Consider the following 15,354-nt stretch of genomic DNA (forward strand, 5'->3'; position numbering starts at 1 on the left):
GCAGTGTCACGAGCGGCACCGCCGCAGTGTCTCCGAGGGGGCCTCCCCGTACACCTCCCGATACATCGACGAGAACCTGCCCAGGTTGTAGAACCCCCACGACGCCGCGACGTCGGTGACGGTCACCTCCGGCGAGGACGGATGCAGTAGGTCCTCGCGGACACCCCGCAACCGCACGTCCCGGATGTATTGGATCGGGGTCCGGTCGAAGTGCCGCAGGAACTGGTTCTGCAGCGTGCGGGCGCTCGTTCCCGCCACCGCGGTCAGGTCCGCGAGCGTCGGCAGGGACTGCGCGTGATCGTGCACGTGGTCGACCGCGCGCTGCAGCGCATCGGGCACCTCCTGCCCGGTCGGGCGATCCAACAGCTCGCGGTGGGGTCCGCCCGCCGCCATGACGAGATTCGTCAGTGTCAGCGATTCCAGATGCCGACGCGAATTGTCGTATCGCGTGAGAATTCCCCCGTCCTCCCATTCGGACCGGATGAATTCGATACAACGCAGCAATCCACGGCCCGCGGTCGAATTCAGATCGACCACGAGATCGAAATCGACGGGGTCGGAAATTCGCGTCCGGGTGAGATTCTCGAGATGGCTCTCCAGATCCACGCGGGGCACGCGCAGCGCGAACTGTGCGGTGTCCGAATCCCATTCGATGGTCTGGAGATGGTGCGGCACCAGCATCGCCGCCCCCGCCATCGCCGCGGTCTCGCCCCGCACCGAGTCACCGCGCGCCACTCGACTTCCGCCGGACAGGGTGATGTTCACGTGGTACCACCGCTCACTCGGTGGCAGTGTAATACCCGCTCCCACACCATAAGTCAGATAACCTAGCGTGAGCGATCCGTTCTGGACCGCATTCAACCGCGCGTCCAGCCGGCCGCCGCCGTGAGGCTCGAGCACGTGCGGTTCGTATACCGCGGACACCACCGACTGAGCCAGGTCGACATCGTCGGTACGTAATCGCCCGTGCTGGTGGAGCGGCTCGGGTGCCGAGGACGGCAGGGTCATTCCGACCTCCACGAAAGTCGTTCCTAACGGGGGGATTCCCGACAAACCCCGAGCAATATCGTCGATGATAGCCAGCGGAACGATCCGAATCGACCCTCTGGGAGATCTTCGTGAAATCGATTCGCGAGCCGAAGGTTCAACCGATGTGGGCGATCTCCACCTGGACGTCGCGGACCGTGGATCGCAACTGTGCGACGAGGCGACCGGCGACGTGCTGCCCGTAGCGCGTGGTGGGCACCGCCACCGTGAGCGCGGCGACGGCCTGCCCGCTGCCGTTGCGCAGGGCGACACCGAGAGCGGCCACACCGGCCTCCGTCTGCTCGACGTTGACGGCGAAGCCGACCGCCCGGGCCGCCTCGAGTTCACCACGGAAGGACTCGAACTCGTCGGGTGTGAGTCGGCGATCGATCTCGAGTTCGGACGAAGGGTCGGGACCGGGCTCCGCGGCGGGAAGCAGATAGAGCTGCTCGAGGGTCTGCCGAGGGAGTTCGGCCAGCAGGATCCGTCCACCCGCCGTCCGTTCCGCCGGCAGCACCTGGCCCTGCCGGTCACCGACCCGCAACATCGATTCCGACTCGGCCGAGCACAGGAACCGCACCTGCGATCCGACGCGAATCACCAGGTTGATCGTCTCGCCGATCGACGTCGACAGGGCGTCCATGTGGGGCCGGCAGACGTCGGTCAGTTCACGAGTCCATCCCTGCTGGGCGGGACCCACCCCCATCGCGGGCCCGGGGTGGTAGCGACGCTTCTCGTCCTGCACGGCGAACCCCCGGTAGACCAGCATCGCCAGCAGTCGGTGCGCGGTGGACGGAGCGGTGCCGAGTTCCTCGGCGGCGTCCTTGAGGCGGAGCGCACCGACGTCGCGCAACATCTGCAGCAGCCGCAGCGCGTTGTCGACCGAATCGAGCGCGTACGACGGCCGAGTGATCGTCTTCGCCGCCTTCTTCGCGGGCGGGTTCTTCCGCATGACAGAACTCTATTGTCTCCACGGTTCCGCGCGCACGAGGGTCTAGGGGCGGCTGCGTTCGCAGATCCGACCCGAACATAAGGAGTGACATGTCCGCGTTGAAGGACACGCACGTCATCGTCGCCGGTGGCGGCATCGGAGGCGCCGCGAACGCCCTCGCTCTCGCCCGCCGCGGCGCACAGGTCACGCTGTTCGAACGGGCCTCCGAATTCGGAGAGGTCGGTGCGGGGCTCCAGATCGGACCGCACGGTTCGCGGATCCTGAAGGAATGGGGCATCTTCGACGAGGTGGTCGCCAAGGGCGTGCTCCCGAAGAACATCGTGTTCCGGGATGCCGTGACCGCCGAAGTACTCACCAGGATCGATCTGGGCCGCGAGTACCAGGAACACTACGGCGGCGTGTACTTCGTGGTCCACCGCTCGGATCTGCACGCGGCACTCGTCGCCGCCGCCCGGCGCGCCGGTGCGGATCTCGTCACCGACGCCGACGTCGTCGACGCCGTCACCGAGGGTGACCGCGTACACGTGACGCTCGCCGACGGCAGCGTGCACGCCGCCGACACGCTGCTCGCGATGGACGGCCTGCATTCGACGCTGCGCCGAAAGATCCACGACGACAAGCCGGTCGGATCCGGATACGTCGCCTTCCGCGGCACCGTGCCGATGGACGAGGTTCCGTTCGCGGACGAGATCGAGGACGTCGTCGGCTACATCGGACCGCGCTGCCACTTCATCCAGTACCCGCTGCGGGGCGGCACCATGCTGAACCAGGTCGCCGTCTTCCAATCCCCCGCGTTCCTGCGCGGTGAGGAGATGTGGGGCAGCCCGGAGGAACTCGCGCACGCGTACGACCACTGCCACGAGTCCGTCCGGAAGGCGCTCGGCTACCTCTGGACCGACAAGTGGTGGCCGATGTTCGACCGGGAACCCGTCGAGAACTGGGTGGACGGGCGGATGATCCTCCTCGGCGACGCCGCGCACCCGCCACTGCAGTACCTGGCGTCCGGCGCCGTCATGGCGCTCGAGGATGCCAAGTGCCTGTCCGACTATGCGGCCCGGGACCTGCGGGGCGACAACGCCAACTGGCCGGCGATCCTGCGCGACGTCAATGCCGAACGGGCACCGCGCTGCAACCGCATCCTCACCGTGGGACGCATGTGGGGCGACCTGTGGCACCTCGACGGAGCCGGACGCGAGGCCCGCAACGAACTGTTCCGTATCCGTGACACGTCGAGCTACAAGTACACCGATTGGCTGTGGGGCTACGACTCCGGCCGCGCCCGGCCCGCCGCTGCGGTGTAGCGCCGGGCCGGCGCCCGGGTGGCGGCGGCGATCAGTTCGTCGCGACCGACGATCCTGACTCGTTCGCGGCCGCGCGCGTCTCCGCGTTCCCGTTCGGCGGAGTCGACTCGGAGCCAGCCGTCCCACCCGATCGGCCGAACGCCCCGGTCCCGCAGCAGTCGGTCGATCACCTGCCCGCCGGCGCGGGCGCGGGAGCCGGGGACGGCCGTCTCGAGCAGGGTCTCGACGGTCCGACGCGCGTCCGATTTCGTCGATTCGATCAGCCCCACGGGACCGCGCTTGATCCACCCCGTGGTGTAGAGGCCGGGAACAGGAGTGCCGGCGCCGTCGACGACGGCTCCCTCGATGTGCGGGACGGTGCGGGTGGAGTGATCGAACGGGACGCCTGGCACGGGTGTGCACGCGTACCCGATCGCCCGGTAGACCGCCTGCACCTCGTGCTCGACGTGGACACCCGATCCCACGACGTGGCCGTAGCCGTCGGGCGTCATGATCTCGGTACGCAGACTGCCCACGGCATCACCACCGAGGAGCGCTGCGGGCGCCTGGTGAAAATGCAGGTGCACGCGCCGCGACGCTGTCCGCCGGCTCGCGGGGATGCGGGCCCACTCCCGCATGGTCTCGACGACGTGACGGACCGGGGTGAACTGGCGCGTCATCCGATCGAGGTGCGGATCGGGCTCGAGATCAGCGGGATTCACGACGAGGTCGACGTCGTACTGGTTGCCGAGTTCTCGTAGTTCGATGGGCGAGAAGCGGACGTCCGCGGGCCCGCGTCGCGCAAACAGATGCACGTCGCGGATCGGGTTCGCCGCGAAGCCCTCGTACACGTTGTCGGAGACGTCGGTCTCCGCCAGCGTGTGCGCGTGCTTGACGAGCATGCGGGTCACATCCAGGGCGACGTTGCCCGCGCCGATCACTGCCACCGACTCGGCATCCAGTGGCCATGCAGTCGACACGTCGGGGTGACCGTCGTACCAGGAGACGAAGTCCGCGGCACCGAACGATCCCGGCAGGTCGATGCCGGGAAGCTCCAGCGGCGCGTCCCGCAGCGCGCCGGTGGCGACGATGACGGCATCGTAGGAGTCGCGGAGTTCACCCACCGTGATGTCGACACCGATCTCGACGTTGCACAGGAGCCGAACACCGCTGTCGGCGAGTACGGCATGCAGCGCGTCGCTGATCTTCTCGATCCTCGGATGATCCGGGGAGACCCCGTACCGGACCAGCCCGAAAGGGACGGGAAGACGTTCGAACAGGTCGATCCGCGCACCCGGCGCGAGCCGAGAAAGGTTGGCGGAAGCGTGAATTCCGGCCGGTCCGGCTCCCACGACCGCGACCTGCAACGGCCGGTTCACACCGTTCGCGTGCGCATGCACGGCTCGCCCCTCAGCCCGTCACCGTCGGCCCGAACAGTTCGATGTTCGCGGCAGCGTGATCACATACGTCATGGGCCCGAGGGTAAAACCTCAACAGGGGTTGAGATCAAGCCGAGTGACATAGAACACAACCGCTCGAAAACCACACTGCCCCTTGGGATATCGTGACTCGCATGCTTGACAGCGAATCCTTGAATGCACTCGCAGAACGACTCTCACCCGGCGCTGTTCTCACCGATCCCGATCTACTCCAGTCCTATCGGCAGGACTGGAGCTTCGATCCCGAGTCCGGAACACCCGCCGTGGTGGTACGTGCCGCCGACACGGCCGACGTCCAGGAAGTCCTCAGGTTCGCCGTCGATCACGGTGTTCCGGTCGTCCCTCGGGGCGCGGGCACCAGCGTGGTCGGAGGATCCACCGCCGTCGACGGGGCCATCACTCTCAGTCTGGAACGGATGACCGCAATCTCCGTCGACCGTGGGTCACGGACGGCCGTCGTCGAGCCGGGAGCAGCTACCGCCGACGTCAAGGCGGCTGCCGCGGACGCCGGCCTGTTCTACCCACCGGACCCGTCGTCGTTCGAGATCTGTTCCATCGGAGGCAACGTCGCAACCAACGCGGGCGGCCCGTGCTGCGCGAAGTACGGCGTCACGAGTGACTACGTGCTGGGCATGACGGTGGTTCTCGCCGACGGTTCGGCGGTGGAGCTCGGCGGGACCCGTGTGAAGGACTCACCCGGTCTGGCGTTGACGAAGCTCTTCGTGGGGAGCGAAGGAACACTCGGCGTGATCACGAGCGTCACCCTTCGTCTCGTTCCCCGACCTGCGTCCCCCCACACGCTGGTGGCGTACTTTCCGCACATGTCCGACGCTGCCGCCGCCGCACAGGACATCGCGGCCGCCCTCAGCCCGTCCCAGCTCGAGATCATGGACAGTGCCGCGATCGGTCTCGCCGAGGACTTCATCCGGATGGACCTCGATCGGACGGCCGGCGCTCTGCTGATCGCGCGCTCCGACGCCGGGCTCGGGGCCCGGGGCGAGATCGACACCATGCAGAAGACGTGCGAAACACACGGTGCCACAGATGTTTTCTCGACCGACGACGAGTTCGAGGGGGAAGTGTTCGATCGCCCGCGCCACGCGATCTACGAGGCGCTGGAGAAGGTCGACGCGTTGATCAGCGACGACGTGGCGGTGCCGCTTCGGCGTCTCGCGGAACTGACCGACGGGCTGGCCGCGATCGCGGAGCGCCACGGAACGACCATCGTCAGCTGCACGCACGCCGCGGACGAGCTGACCCACCCGGTCCTGGGCTATCCGCACGGCGACGACGCGGCCGCTGTCGCAGCCGCTGCGGCGCGCGTCGAGATCCATGAACTCGCCGTCGCGCTCGGCGGCACCGTTCCTACCGAGTACGGCATCGGACGGCACAAGCGTGCGGCGTTGGCCGCGGCGCTGTCACCCGAGCTCCTCGCTCTGAATCGTCGCATCAAGCATGCGGTCGATCCCACCGGCATCCTCAACCCGAAAGTTCTGGTCTCCGCGCTCGGCGAGACCGACGGGCGTGCCGGCTGAACCCGCCGCGGCGCCGCGCAGCCGACCGGATCGGATCTGCGCGGCGCCGGCGGCAGTGTCGGCAGGGTGCGTGCGGATGCCGTCGCTGTCAGTTGTTCGCGACGAAGTCCGTGACCAGACGGTTGAACTCGTCGGGATGCTCGATCATCGCCCAGTGCCCGCAGTGATTGAGGATCACGAGCCGGGAGTCGGGGATGAGCGCGAGCAACATCAGCGAGTGCTCGTAGGAGACGACTCGGTCGTCGCGACCGTGGATCAGCAGCGTCGGGACGTTCACCTTCGGTAGGTCCTCGAGCCGCACCCACTTCGGGATCGGCGCGCCCTTCGGCAGGCCCGCCAGGTAGTTCTCGAGGTGCTCGGGACGCGCCAGCGCAGCGTCGGAGCGGGCAGCGAGCAGTTCCGGGGTCGCGAACTGCTTGTCGTAGACCATGATTTCGATCAGCTTGCCCATGGTCTCCGGCGTCGGGTTCCGGTACGCCTCGATGAGAACCTTGAGGCCCTCGCTCGGGCCGTCTCCGGGCGCGAACAGCTTGGGGCCCGGCGTGGGCGGACCCATCGTGACGAGGTGCGAGATCCGCTCCGGGTGTTCGGTAGCGAACCGCATCGACGTCGCGCCGCCCATCGAGTTGCCCACGAAGGCGGCCTTCTCGATCCCGAGCGCGTCCATGAACTGCAGGGCCGCGTCGACGTGGTCGAGGCGATCGACAGTGACGGCGTCGGACCCGCCCCATCCGGGCATGTCCACGGCGTAGACGTGGAAGTGCCGCGACAGCGCTTCGATGTTGCCGGAGAAGTTGCTCCAACCGGTCGCGCCGGGACCGCTGCCGTGCAGCAGGATCACCGGGTGGCCGCTGCCCGCCTCCTCGTAGTGCAGCGTCCAATCCCGGGTGCGGACGGAGCGGCTGGTGTCGGACTGGGTGAGTGACATCTTGTGTGTTCCTTTGCGTACGAGTGCGTCTCGAGAGGACGTCAGGGCTGCAGGAGATCGGCGACGACCTGCGGCGCGCGGTGGCCCCACGAGTCGAGCTTGTCGAGGTGCTTGATCTCCCAGGTGGCCTCGTCGATGATCAGTCCACCCCAGCCGTATTCGATGTTGAAGCCCGACGGCGTGCGCACGTAGAAGCTGAACATCTCGTCGTTGGGATGCATACCCAACGTCATCTCGAACGGCTGCTTGGCGTCCATGCAGCGGTCGTAGGCCAGCCCTACGTCGTTGATGTCACCGACCTCGATCATGAAGTGGTGCAGCCGCTTGGGAAACGGCATGTCGGCCCACGCCACCGAGTGGTGCCGCCCGTTGCAGTGCGTGAACACCGCGTCCGCGTACACGCCCGGCGCCACCTGCTCCTTGATGAAGTCGGTGATCTTGAAACCGAGGATGCCATACCAGTCGAGGATCTCCTGCCGGTCGGCGCGTTCCATGAGGAACTCGTGTCCCGCGCCACCGTCACCGGTGACGAAGTGCGAGAGAAGGGTCTCCGAGCGGAACGGGGTGTCGGCGTCTGCCAGTCCCACGATCAGTTCCACCCGGTTGCCGACCGGGTCGGTCGTGACGAAGAGCCGATCGACCCTGCGGGCAGCTGCGAGATCCGCTGCGCCCTCGCTCACCTCGGTGCCGGCGGCCCGCAGACCCGCGACGATGTCGTCGAGGTCCGCATCGTTCGCGCAGGCGAAGCCGGTGAAGGCGAGGTCGTCGGCGTCGCCTCCGACGATGATCCATCGGTGGGCCTTGTCGTCCATGCGCAGCGCCAGGACGCCGTCGCTCCGTTCCGACTTCTGCATGCCCATGAGGTCCACGCCGAAGCGCTCCCAGGCGTCGAGATCGCTCGCCTCGATGCCGATGTACGCGAGTTCGGTCACGCTGGTCATCAGTGGTTCTCCTTCGATCGGACGGGGGCGGGGACGGCGAGACCACTGACATCGGCGGCGGCGACGAACTTGTCGGGACGGACGGCGACGGCGCGGGCGTCGAACCGGCGCAACCAGGGGCCGAGCACGTCGTCGAGGTCGACCAGCTCGTCGGTGCCCTGCGTGTGCCTGTCCTGCGGGCGGACCGCGATGTAGCGCGCACCGAGCGCATCCCACTCGGCCTTCTCCTCCGCGGTCAGCAACGTCGCGGGGTCGACGTCGTCGCCGAGGAGCGCGAAGCCGTCGCCGAGGAGGTCGTCCAGGCGCGCGATCACACCGCGGGTGTTGCAGACCTCCGGCTGCGGGACCATCCGGCCGACGATGCTCGATTCCCCGATCGGGCCCCGCAACCATCCCGCGACCAGGAACGGGGGCGCGATCAGCGGGGGCTCCGGCGGGTTCTCGGGATCCTCCGGCGGTGCCGCGAGGGCGGCCTGCTCCTCCTCCGACAGCTCCTGCTTGATGATTCGTCCCAGTTCGACGGCCAGGTTCGTGTACATCGCCGCGTTGGGCCGCCGCTCCGCCTCGTAGCTGTCGAGGAAGCTCTCGTCGAGGTCACCCTTGACGACGCCCGCCAGCTTCCAGCCGATGTCGAACGCGTCGCGCATACCGGTCTGCATTCCCGCGCCGGCCCACGGCGGCATGAGATGCGCCGCGTCGCCCACCAGGAAGGTGCGGCCGACGCGCCAGGTCTCGGCCATCCGGGTGTGATGCCGGTAGAAGGCGTGCTGGTGGATCTCGACGTCGTCCTCGGTGACGCCGAGCGCGTTGAGCAGCGGCCACACCTGTTCGTTCGTGGCGAAGTCGGCCTCGCTCTCGCCCGGTTCGAGCGGCAGTTCCCATCGATGATTGCCCTGGGAGAGGGAGATGTCGACGACGGGTCGCTCCTTGTCCGACCAGAACGTGAGCAGGTTGCGGTCGGGCCACCACCGCTTGACGCGGCAGTCGATGACGATCCACATCACGTCGAGCGTGTCGCCGAGCAGTTCCACACCGAGCTGCCCACGGGTGGGGCTGCTTCCGCCGTCGCACCCGAGCACGTAACGCACACGCGTGGTGGAGGTTTCACCGGTCACGGTGTCCTTCGACGTGACCGTGACACCGGTGTCGTCCTGGTCGAGGGCAACCACCTCCGACCCGTAGCGGACGTCGAGGAGGCGGTCGTGCTCGGCGGCACACTCGCGCAGCTGCGCCTCCATCGTGGGCTGATAGATGTTGAAGAAGCGGGGCTTGACGCCCAGCGTCGACGGCGGATGGTCGATGCGGAGCAGTTCGACCCCGTCGTAGGTCTGCCAGCGCAGGGCGCGCTGCGGATCCATGTCCTTCTTCACCGCCTCGTCGACCCCGAGGTTCTGGAAGATGCGCATGGTCCAGTCGTTCACGGTGACGGCGCGAGCGCGTTGGTAGATGTCGCGATCGCGCTCGAAGGCAACGGTGGAGACGCCACGCTTCGCAAGCGTGAGCGCCGCGACGACGCCACTCGGGCCGTAGCCGACGATAGCGACGTCGGCATCGTACTTTTCGGTCATGAGCACGGCTTTCGTGTGTTCGACCGCAGCGGGTGCGGTGCGGATTCGGCTACGAGGTCCCGGGAGCGAGCGGTCTGCACCGCCCTCCCGCAAGTCATGTTTTGGAACGATCGTTCCGTCCAATAGTGAGGAGCCTAACAGCGCTGCCGGAGCTGTCAAGGAGCAAATCGGATCGCCGCACCCCGCGACTTAGACTGGCGGGATGGAGAACGCCGCACCGAGTGGAAACCGACGAGGTCGGCGCTCACGCCAAGAGATCCTGGACGTCGCGGCCCGGGTGATGTCGGCGCGCGGCTACGCCGGGACATCGATGTCGGTACTGGTCAAGGAGACGGGCCTGCCCCGGAGCGCCTTCTACCACCACTTCGAGTCGAAGGCCGGCCTACTGTCCGAGGTGATGGCGCGCGGCGCGCGGGCGTTCTTCGACGCGATGCGCGCGGCACATCGGAATCCACCGGTCGGCGGCACACCCCGGGAGCGGCTGGGCTGGTACCTGCAGAAGACGGGCGAAGTCTTCGTCGACCACGAGGACTTCATGCGATTGATGCTCGTGCTGGTGATGAGCAACGAGGCTGCGGAGGCGGCCGAAGCGATGCAGACCGTCGTCGACGTGCGCACCGAGGGCCGAGAACTGATGCGGGACATGATCCATTCGGCATTCGCGGCCGAAGGCGACGATGTCGCGACCCCGATTGCGAACGAGCTCTCGCACTTCGGCATGGCCGGCTTCGACGGCGCCTTCGTGTCGTCGCAGACCAACGACGGAAAGCCCATGGGCGAGTTCATGAGTCAGCTCACCGAGGCGATCGCCTCCATCGGCGAGGCGCGCGCCCGCTCCATGCAGGTGCGCGATGCGGAAGTCGCCCGGTAATCCGCCTGTCGTACAAGACAACTCGGGCGCCGTGACCTATTCGGTCACGGCGCCCGAGTGGGTTCTGCCGTCAGATCAGGCGCTCTGGCCCTCGCGCTCGGCGACGAGGTTCAGGGCGATGTCGACGATCATGTCCTCCTGGCCACCGACCAGCTTGCGCTTGCCGGCCTCGAGGAGCAGGGTGCGGACGTCGATGCCGTAGCGAGCCGACGCAGCCTCCGCGTGCCGCAGGAAGCTCGAGTACACACCCGCGTAGCCGAGGGTGAGGGTCTCGCGGTCGACGCGGACCGGGCGGTCCTGCAGCGGGCGCACGATGTCGTCGGCCGCGTCCTGCAGCTTGAAGACGTCGCAGCCGTGCTTCCACTCGTGCAGGTCGGCGACGGCGATGAAGGGCTCGATGGGGCAGTTGCCCGCACCGGCGCCGTGGCCGGCGAGCGACGCGTCGACGCGGTAGACGCCCTCCTCGACGGCGACGACGCTGTTCGCCACCGACAGCGAGAGGTTCTCGTGGGCGTGGATGCCGATCTCGGTGCCCTCGTTCAGCACGTCCTTGTACGCGCGGACGCGGTCCCGGACGCCGTTCATCGTCAGGCGTCCGCCCGAGTCGGTGACGTACACGCAGTGTGCGCCGTAGGACTCCATCAGCTTGGCCTGCTTGGCCAGCTCCTCGGCGGGGGCCATGTGGCTCATCATCAGGAAGCCGGAGACGTCCATGCCGATCTCGCGGGCCGTTTCGATGTGCTGCGCGGAGACGTCGGCCTCGGTGCAGTGCGTCGCGATGCGCACCGAGCGCACACCCAGCTTGTAGGCGTGCTTGAGCTCCTCGATGGTGCCGACACCCGGCAGCAGCAGGGTGGTCAGGCGGGCCTTCTCGAGGACGTCGGCCGCAGCCTCGATCCACTCCCAGTCCGTGTTGGAGCCAGGACCGTAGTTCACCGAACCACCGGCGAGACCGTCACCGTGCGCGACCTCGATCGCGTCGACACCGGCGTCGTCGAGAGCCTTGACGATGCGCTTGACGTCCTCCGGCGAGATGCGGTGGCGCACAGCGTGCATGCCGTCGCGCAGCGTGACGTCCTGGACGAAGATGGTGGGGTTGGTGCTCATCGGGTGGCTTCCTTCTTCTGGGCGATCCGCTCAGCGATCTGCAGTCCGGCAGAGGTCATGATGTCGAGGTTGCCTGCGTAGGCGGGCAGGTAGTGCCCTGCGCCCTCGACCTCGAGGAAAATCGACACCTGGTGGGTCGGGCGGTTGCCTCCGTCGATCAGGGTCTCGACCGGCTGATCGGCGGGGATCTCCGAGATCTGGACCTGCTGCTTGAGGCGGTAGCCGGGCACGTAGGCGGCGACGTCGCCGACCATCTTCGCGACCGACTCACGGATCTGGTCGTGCGTGGCCGGGTCCGACGCGTCGACGAGGCAGAAGACCGTGTCGCGCATCATCAGCGGCGGCTCGGCCGGGTTCAGGATGATGATCGCCTTGCCGCGCTTGGCGCCACCGACGGTCACGATCGCACCGGACGTGGTCTCGGTGAACTCGTCGATGTTGGCGCGGGTGCCCGGGCCGGCGGACTTCGACGCGATGGACGCGACGATCTCGGCGTAGGCGACCGGGACGACCCGGGAGACGGCCGCGACCATCGGGATCGTGGCCTGGCCACCGCAGGTCACCATGTTCACGTTCGTCGCGTCGAGGTGCTCGTCACCGTTGACGGCCGGCACGACGAACGGGCCGATCGCGGCGGGGGTGAGGTCGATCATGCGCTTGCCCAGCGGGCGCAGACGCGCATCGTTGACGACGTGAGCCTTCGCCGACGTCGCGTCGAAGACGATCTCGATCTCGTCGAAGTTGGGCAGACCCACGAGGCCCTCGACACCCTCGGCGGTGATCGGCACGCCCATGGACGCGGCGCGCGCGAGACCGTCCGACGCGGGGTCGATACCGACCATCGCGCCCATCTCGAGGTGATCGGAGTGGTTGAGCACCTTGATCATCAGATCGGTGCCGATGTTGCCGGATCCGATGATCGCGACCTTGACCTTGCTCATGCCTCGGTTCCTTCCTTGAAACGTGTGGTCACGACACCGAGTCCGGACACGGAGACGGTGACGACGTTGCCGGCCTGGACCGGCGCCATGGGTCCGAGCGCACCGGACAGGATGACCTGGCCGGCCCGCAGCGGCTGGCCCAGCTCACGGGCCGTGCGGGCGAGCCAGACGACTGCCTCGATCGGGTCACCCAGGCAGGCCTCGCCGTTGCCCGTGGACACTTCCCGGCCGTCGACGGCCATCGACATGACGACGTCCTTGGGCTCGAACTCGTCGAGCGTGCGGCGCTGCGTCCCGAGGACGTAGACGCCGGACGACGCGTTGTCGGCGACGGTGTCGCCGAAGCGGATGTCCCAGTTCTCGATGCGGCTGTCGCAGATCTCGAGCGCGGCGACCGCGTACTCGATCGCGTCGCGCACCTGCGCGGCGTCGAGCGGGCCGTCGATCAGGTCGGCGCCGAGCACGAAGCCGACCTCGCCCTCGATCTTCGGCTGGATCAGCACGCTCATCGGCACGTCGTCGCCGTCGGCGTACTGCATGTCGTCGAAGAGCACACCGAGGTCGGGCTGGTTCACGCCGAGCTGCTGCTGGACGGCGACCGACGTCAGACCGATCTTGCGGCCGACGACGACGGCGCCCGCCTTCGTGCGAAGCTCGTTGACGCGCTCCTGTACGGCGTACGCGGCGACGAGGTCGTCGGCGCCGATCAGGTCACGGATCGGTGCGCAGGGCACACCGGCCGCGGCGGCCGACGCGATGCGCTCCGCGGCAGCGGCGATAGCGGACTCGCTCACCGCGGTGGGGTTCGTGGACTGGGTCATGACGCTAACTGTGCTGGGCGGAAGCGCCCGAGGCCAACCTTCCGTCTCGCTCAGCGATACGCTCGACGTGTGACCGGTGCTGCGAATCTCGACACGGTCCTCGGCAAGTCGGTCGCGATCCTGCGCAGCTACCGACCCGAGGACAACGTCGTCTCCCTCGCCGAGCTGGTACGGCGCACCGGACTGCACAAGGCGACCGTGCACCGGCTCGCCGGCGAACTCGTGGCGAACCGGCTCCTCGACCGCGTCGACGGCGGCTACCGGCTCAGCGGCGGGCTGTTCGAACTGGGCATGCTCGCCTCGCTCGAACGCAGCCTGCTCGAGATGGCGATGCCGTTCCTGCAGGACCTGTACGAGCGCAGCCACGAGACCGTGCACCTGGGGGTCCGCGACGGCCACGACGTCGTCTACGTCGCGAAGATCGGCGGCCACCGCCAGGCGATCTCCCCGTCCCGGACGGGCGGCCGCATCCCCCTGCACTGTTCGGCGATCGGCAAGGCCCTGCTCGCACACTCCGATCCGGACCTGCGCCGCGAGGTGCTGTCGGCGCCGCTGATGCGGCGCACCGCGCACACCATCGTGGCGCCCGGCATCCTGCAGGCCCAGCTCGACAAGGTGGTCGAGACCGGAGTCGCGTTCGAGCGCGAGGAGTCCGCGCTGGGTATCGCGTGCGTGGCCGCACCGGTCTTCGGATCCGACGACCGCGTCGTCGCAGCCATCAGCGTCACCGGGCCGACCAACCGCTACCGGCCCGAGAGCCAGGTCGCAGCCGTCCGCGCGGCCGCCGAGGGACTCCGCAGCACGATGTCGCGCCGCGCCCAGCTCCGGTGATCACGTTCCGTCGGCGGTCGCGATCGGGTCCGACCAGATGTCCATCGGGACGCCCTCGACGCTGCGGCCGGACTCGTCGAGGATGCGTCCCATCCGCTTGAAGAAGCGCAGCGTGACGGTGCGGTCGAGGATCTCGAGTGACGGCACGATCCGCCGCAGGAGCTGCTCGAGACGGTGGACGTCCTCGAGCGATCGAACCCACACCGAGTAGAAGAAGTTGGCGGGCGCCCCCGTCAGGACCAGGCACGCGCGGGTCTCCGGCAGTTCGACGAGGCGTCGGGCTACGGCGTCGCACTCGTCGACCGGCACGTGCGCCCACATCCACACCGACACGGGCCAGCCCGACAGCGGTTGCGCGACGTCGCAACGCAGCAGCAGAGAATGCCGGTCCAGCAGGGCGCCGAGCCTGCGGCGCGCGGTGCTGACGCTGCAGCCCAGTTCCGCGGCGATGTCGGTGAGCGACGCCCGGCCGTCCCGGGACAGGCACCCGAGCAGGGCCCGATCCGTCGGGTCGAGCGGACGCAGCGTGCCCGTCGTGCGCGGGCCGCGGCCGTCGAGGTGCGCACGCTGGTCGGCGTCGAGCGCCCGCAGCTGCCAGTCCCCTCCCATCGCGTACGGGCGGATCACGAGATGTGTTCGGGTCGAGCGGATTCCGGGCAGCTTCTCGATTGCGTTCAGCAACAGGTCCGACAGTGCGGCGAGGTCCCGCACACTCACCGTGAGCAGCAGGTCGCGGGCACCGCTCGTGTGCTCGACGGTGAGGACGTGCGGCCACCGCACCAGGATCTCGGCGGTCGAGAGCACCTCGCCGGCCATGCACTCGACCTCGACCAGTGCGGCCGTCTGCGGTCCGGCCGGATGCGCGGTCACCCATGCCGACCCGCTCTCGACCAGGCGGGACCAGCGCCGCGCAACCGTCACCGGGTCGACGCCCAACGCGGCGCCGACCTGCGCCCACGACGCCCGCGGGCCCAGCTGGAGAATGTTGATCAGGCTGAGGTCGAGTTCGTCGAGTGCGTCAGATTCCTGAACAGAGTCATTACTCACGAAAAAATCCTGCAGATTGGGCGGGTGTGATGCACGTCATGTGCATCATGCCTCAGCCGCATCGACG

At 68.0% G+C, this 15,354-nt stretch carries 14 protein-coding genes; 4 read left to right on the forward strand and 10 right to left on the reverse strand.

Annotation, left to right across the window (positions count from 1 at the left end; genetic code table 11):
* Positions 1-6: 6 nt before the first annotated feature.
* The gene (locus tag ABEU20_RS04850) at positions 7-1,008 is read right to left on the reverse strand and encodes an AraC family transcriptional regulator (protein ID WP_420163269.1); all 1,002 of its coding nucleotides are present in this window, start codon (positions 1,006-1,008) and stop codon (positions 7-9) included.
* A 136-nt stretch (positions 1,009-1,144) separates the two neighbouring features.
* A complete protein-coding gene (locus tag ABEU20_RS04855) occupies positions 1,145-1,978 on the reverse strand; it encodes an IclR family transcriptional regulator (RefSeq protein ID WP_420163270.1) in 834 nt (277 codons plus the stop codon).
* 89 nt (positions 1,979-2,067) lie between these two features.
* On the opposite strand from ABEU20_RS04855, the gene ABEU20_RS04860 reads away from it, so the two are divergent.
* Positions 2,068-3,279, forward strand: coding sequence for an FAD-dependent monooxygenase (locus ABEU20_RS04860; protein ID WP_420163271.1), 1,212 nt, complete (start codon positions 2,068-2,070; stop codon positions 3,277-3,279).
* Here the strand turns inward: ABEU20_RS04860 and ABEU20_RS04865 are convergent.
* Positions 3,240-4,658: an FAD-dependent oxidoreductase gene (locus ABEU20_RS04865; protein ID WP_420163272.1), complete on the reverse strand. Its 1,419-nt coding sequence runs from the start codon at positions 4,656-4,658 to the stop codon at positions 3,240-3,242. The genes ABEU20_RS04860 and ABEU20_RS04865 overlap by 40 nt on opposite strands.
* Before the next feature lie 173 nt (positions 4,659-4,831).
* Between ABEU20_RS04865 and ABEU20_RS04870 the strand changes: the two genes are divergently transcribed.
* Entirely contained in the window at positions 4,832-6,232 is a 1,401-nt protein-coding gene (locus ABEU20_RS04870; protein ID WP_420163273.1) for an FAD-binding oxidoreductase, read from the forward strand.
* Between the two features lie 88 nt (positions 6,233-6,320).
* On the opposite strand, the gene ABEU20_RS04875 is transcribed toward ABEU20_RS04870, so the two are convergent.
* The 3 genes from ABEU20_RS04875 to ABEU20_RS04885 are packed head-to-tail and all read right to left on the reverse strand — an operon-like array spanning position 6,321 to position 9,669.
* Positions 6,321-7,160 carry an alpha/beta fold hydrolase gene (locus tag ABEU20_RS04875; RefSeq protein WP_420163274.1) on the reverse strand — a complete coding sequence of 280 codons (840 nt, stop codon included), beginning with the start codon at positions 7,158-7,160 and terminating at the stop codon, positions 6,321-6,323.
* A gap of 41 nt (positions 7,161-7,201) precedes the next feature.
* Entirely contained in the window at positions 7,202-8,101 is a 900-nt protein-coding gene (locus tag ABEU20_RS04880) for a VOC family protein (protein WP_420163275.1), read from the reverse strand.
* Positions 8,101-9,669, reverse strand: coding sequence for a bifunctional 3-(3-hydroxy-phenyl)propionate/3-hydroxycinnamic acid hydroxylase (locus ABEU20_RS04885; RefSeq protein ID WP_420163276.1), 1,569 nt, complete (start codon positions 9,667-9,669; stop codon positions 8,101-8,103). Before ABEU20_RS04885 ends, ABEU20_RS04880 begins: the two co-directional genes overlap by 1 nt.
* A gap of 202 nt (positions 9,670-9,871) precedes the next feature.
* Between ABEU20_RS04885 and ABEU20_RS04890 the strand changes: the two genes are divergently transcribed.
* A complete protein-coding gene (locus ABEU20_RS04890; protein WP_420163277.1) occupies positions 9,872-10,540 on the forward strand; it encodes a TetR/AcrR family transcriptional regulator in 669 nt (222 codons plus the stop codon).
* A gap of 75 nt (positions 10,541-10,615) precedes the next feature.
* Here ABEU20_RS04890 and dmpG read toward each other — a convergent pair whose 3' ends face one another.
* The 3 genes from dmpG to ABEU20_RS04905 are packed head-to-tail and all read right to left on the reverse strand — an operon-like array spanning position 10,616 to position 13,409.
* Positions 10,616-11,647: a 4-hydroxy-2-oxovalerate aldolase gene (dmpG, locus tag ABEU20_RS04895; RefSeq protein ID WP_420163278.1), complete on the reverse strand. Its 1,032-nt coding sequence runs from the start codon at positions 11,645-11,647 to the stop codon at positions 10,616-10,618.
* Complete coding sequence (locus ABEU20_RS04900) at positions 11,644-12,588, reverse strand: acetaldehyde dehydrogenase (acetylating) (RefSeq protein ID WP_420163279.1); 945 nt, start codon at positions 12,586-12,588, stop codon at positions 11,644-11,646. Before ABEU20_RS04900 ends, dmpG begins: the two co-directional genes overlap by 4 nt.
* Positions 12,585-13,409, reverse strand: coding sequence for a 2-keto-4-pentenoate hydratase (locus ABEU20_RS04905; RefSeq protein ID WP_420163280.1), 825 nt, complete (start codon positions 13,407-13,409; stop codon positions 12,585-12,587). Before ABEU20_RS04905 ends, ABEU20_RS04900 begins: the two co-directional genes overlap by 4 nt.
* A 69-nt stretch (positions 13,410-13,478) precedes the next feature.
* On the opposite strand from ABEU20_RS04905, the gene ABEU20_RS04910 reads away from it, so the two are divergent.
* Positions 13,479-14,240: an IclR family transcriptional regulator gene (locus tag ABEU20_RS04910; RefSeq protein WP_420163281.1), complete on the forward strand. Its 762-nt coding sequence runs from the start codon at positions 13,479-13,481 to the stop codon at positions 14,238-14,240.
* Here ABEU20_RS04910 and ABEU20_RS04915 read toward each other — a convergent pair whose 3' ends face one another.
* Positions 14,241-15,287, reverse strand: a complete 1,047-nt coding sequence (locus ABEU20_RS04915; protein WP_420163282.1) for an Lrp/AsnC family transcriptional regulator — start codon at positions 15,285-15,287, stop codon at positions 14,241-14,243.
* Between the last annotated feature and the right edge of the window lie 67 nt (positions 15,288-15,354).

The sequence above is a fragment of the Rhodococcus parequi genome (assembly GCF_046042785.1).
Classification (GTDB): domain Bacteria; phylum Actinomycetota; class Actinomycetes; order Mycobacteriales; family Mycobacteriaceae; genus Prescottella; species Prescottella parequi.

What these genes read in the sequence shown, in the direction of transcription:
- ABEU20_RS04890 (WP_420163277.1), top strand. Translation starts at nt 9,872, where the DNA reads ATGGAGAACGCCGCACCGAGTGGAAACCGACGAGGTCGGCGCTCACGC.
- ABEU20_RS04880 (WP_420163275.1), bottom strand. Translation starts at nt 8,101, where the DNA reads ATGACCAGCGTGACCGAACTCGCGTACATCGGCATCGAGGCGAGCGAT.
- ABEU20_RS04885 (WP_420163276.1), bottom strand. Translation starts at nt 9,669, where the DNA reads ATGACCGAAAAGTACGATGCCGACGTCGCTATCGTCGGCTACGGCCCG.
- ABEU20_RS04870 (WP_420163273.1), top strand. Translation starts at nt 4,832, where the DNA reads ATGCTTGACAGCGAATCCTTGAATGCACTCGCAGAACGACTCTCACCC.
- ABEU20_RS04875 (WP_420163274.1), bottom strand. Translation starts at nt 7,160, where the DNA reads ATGTCACTCACCCAGTCCGACACCAGCCGCTCCGTCCGCACCCGGGAT.
- ABEU20_RS04900 (WP_420163279.1), bottom strand. Translation starts at nt 12,588, where the DNA reads ATGAGCAAGGTCAAGGTCGCGATCATCGGATCCGGCAACATCGGCACC.
- ABEU20_RS04905 (WP_420163280.1), bottom strand. Translation starts at nt 13,409, where the DNA reads ATGACCCAGTCCACGAACCCCACCGCGGTGAGCGAGTCCGCTATCGCC.
- ABEU20_RS04850 (WP_420163269.1), bottom strand. Translation starts at nt 1,008, where the DNA reads ATGACCCTGCCGTCCTCGGCACCCGAGCCGCTCCACCAGCACGGGCGA.
- dmpG (WP_420163278.1), bottom strand. Translation starts at nt 11,647, where the DNA reads ATGAGCACCAACCCCACCATCTTCGTCCAGGACGTCACGCTGCGCGAC.
- ABEU20_RS04855 (WP_420163270.1), bottom strand. Translation starts at nt 1,978, where the DNA reads ATGCGGAAGAACCCGCCCGCGAAGAAGGCGGCGAAGACGATCACTCGG.
- ABEU20_RS04860 (WP_420163271.1), top strand. Translation starts at nt 2,068, where the DNA reads ATGTCCGCGTTGAAGGACACGCACGTCATCGTCGCCGGTGGCGGCATC.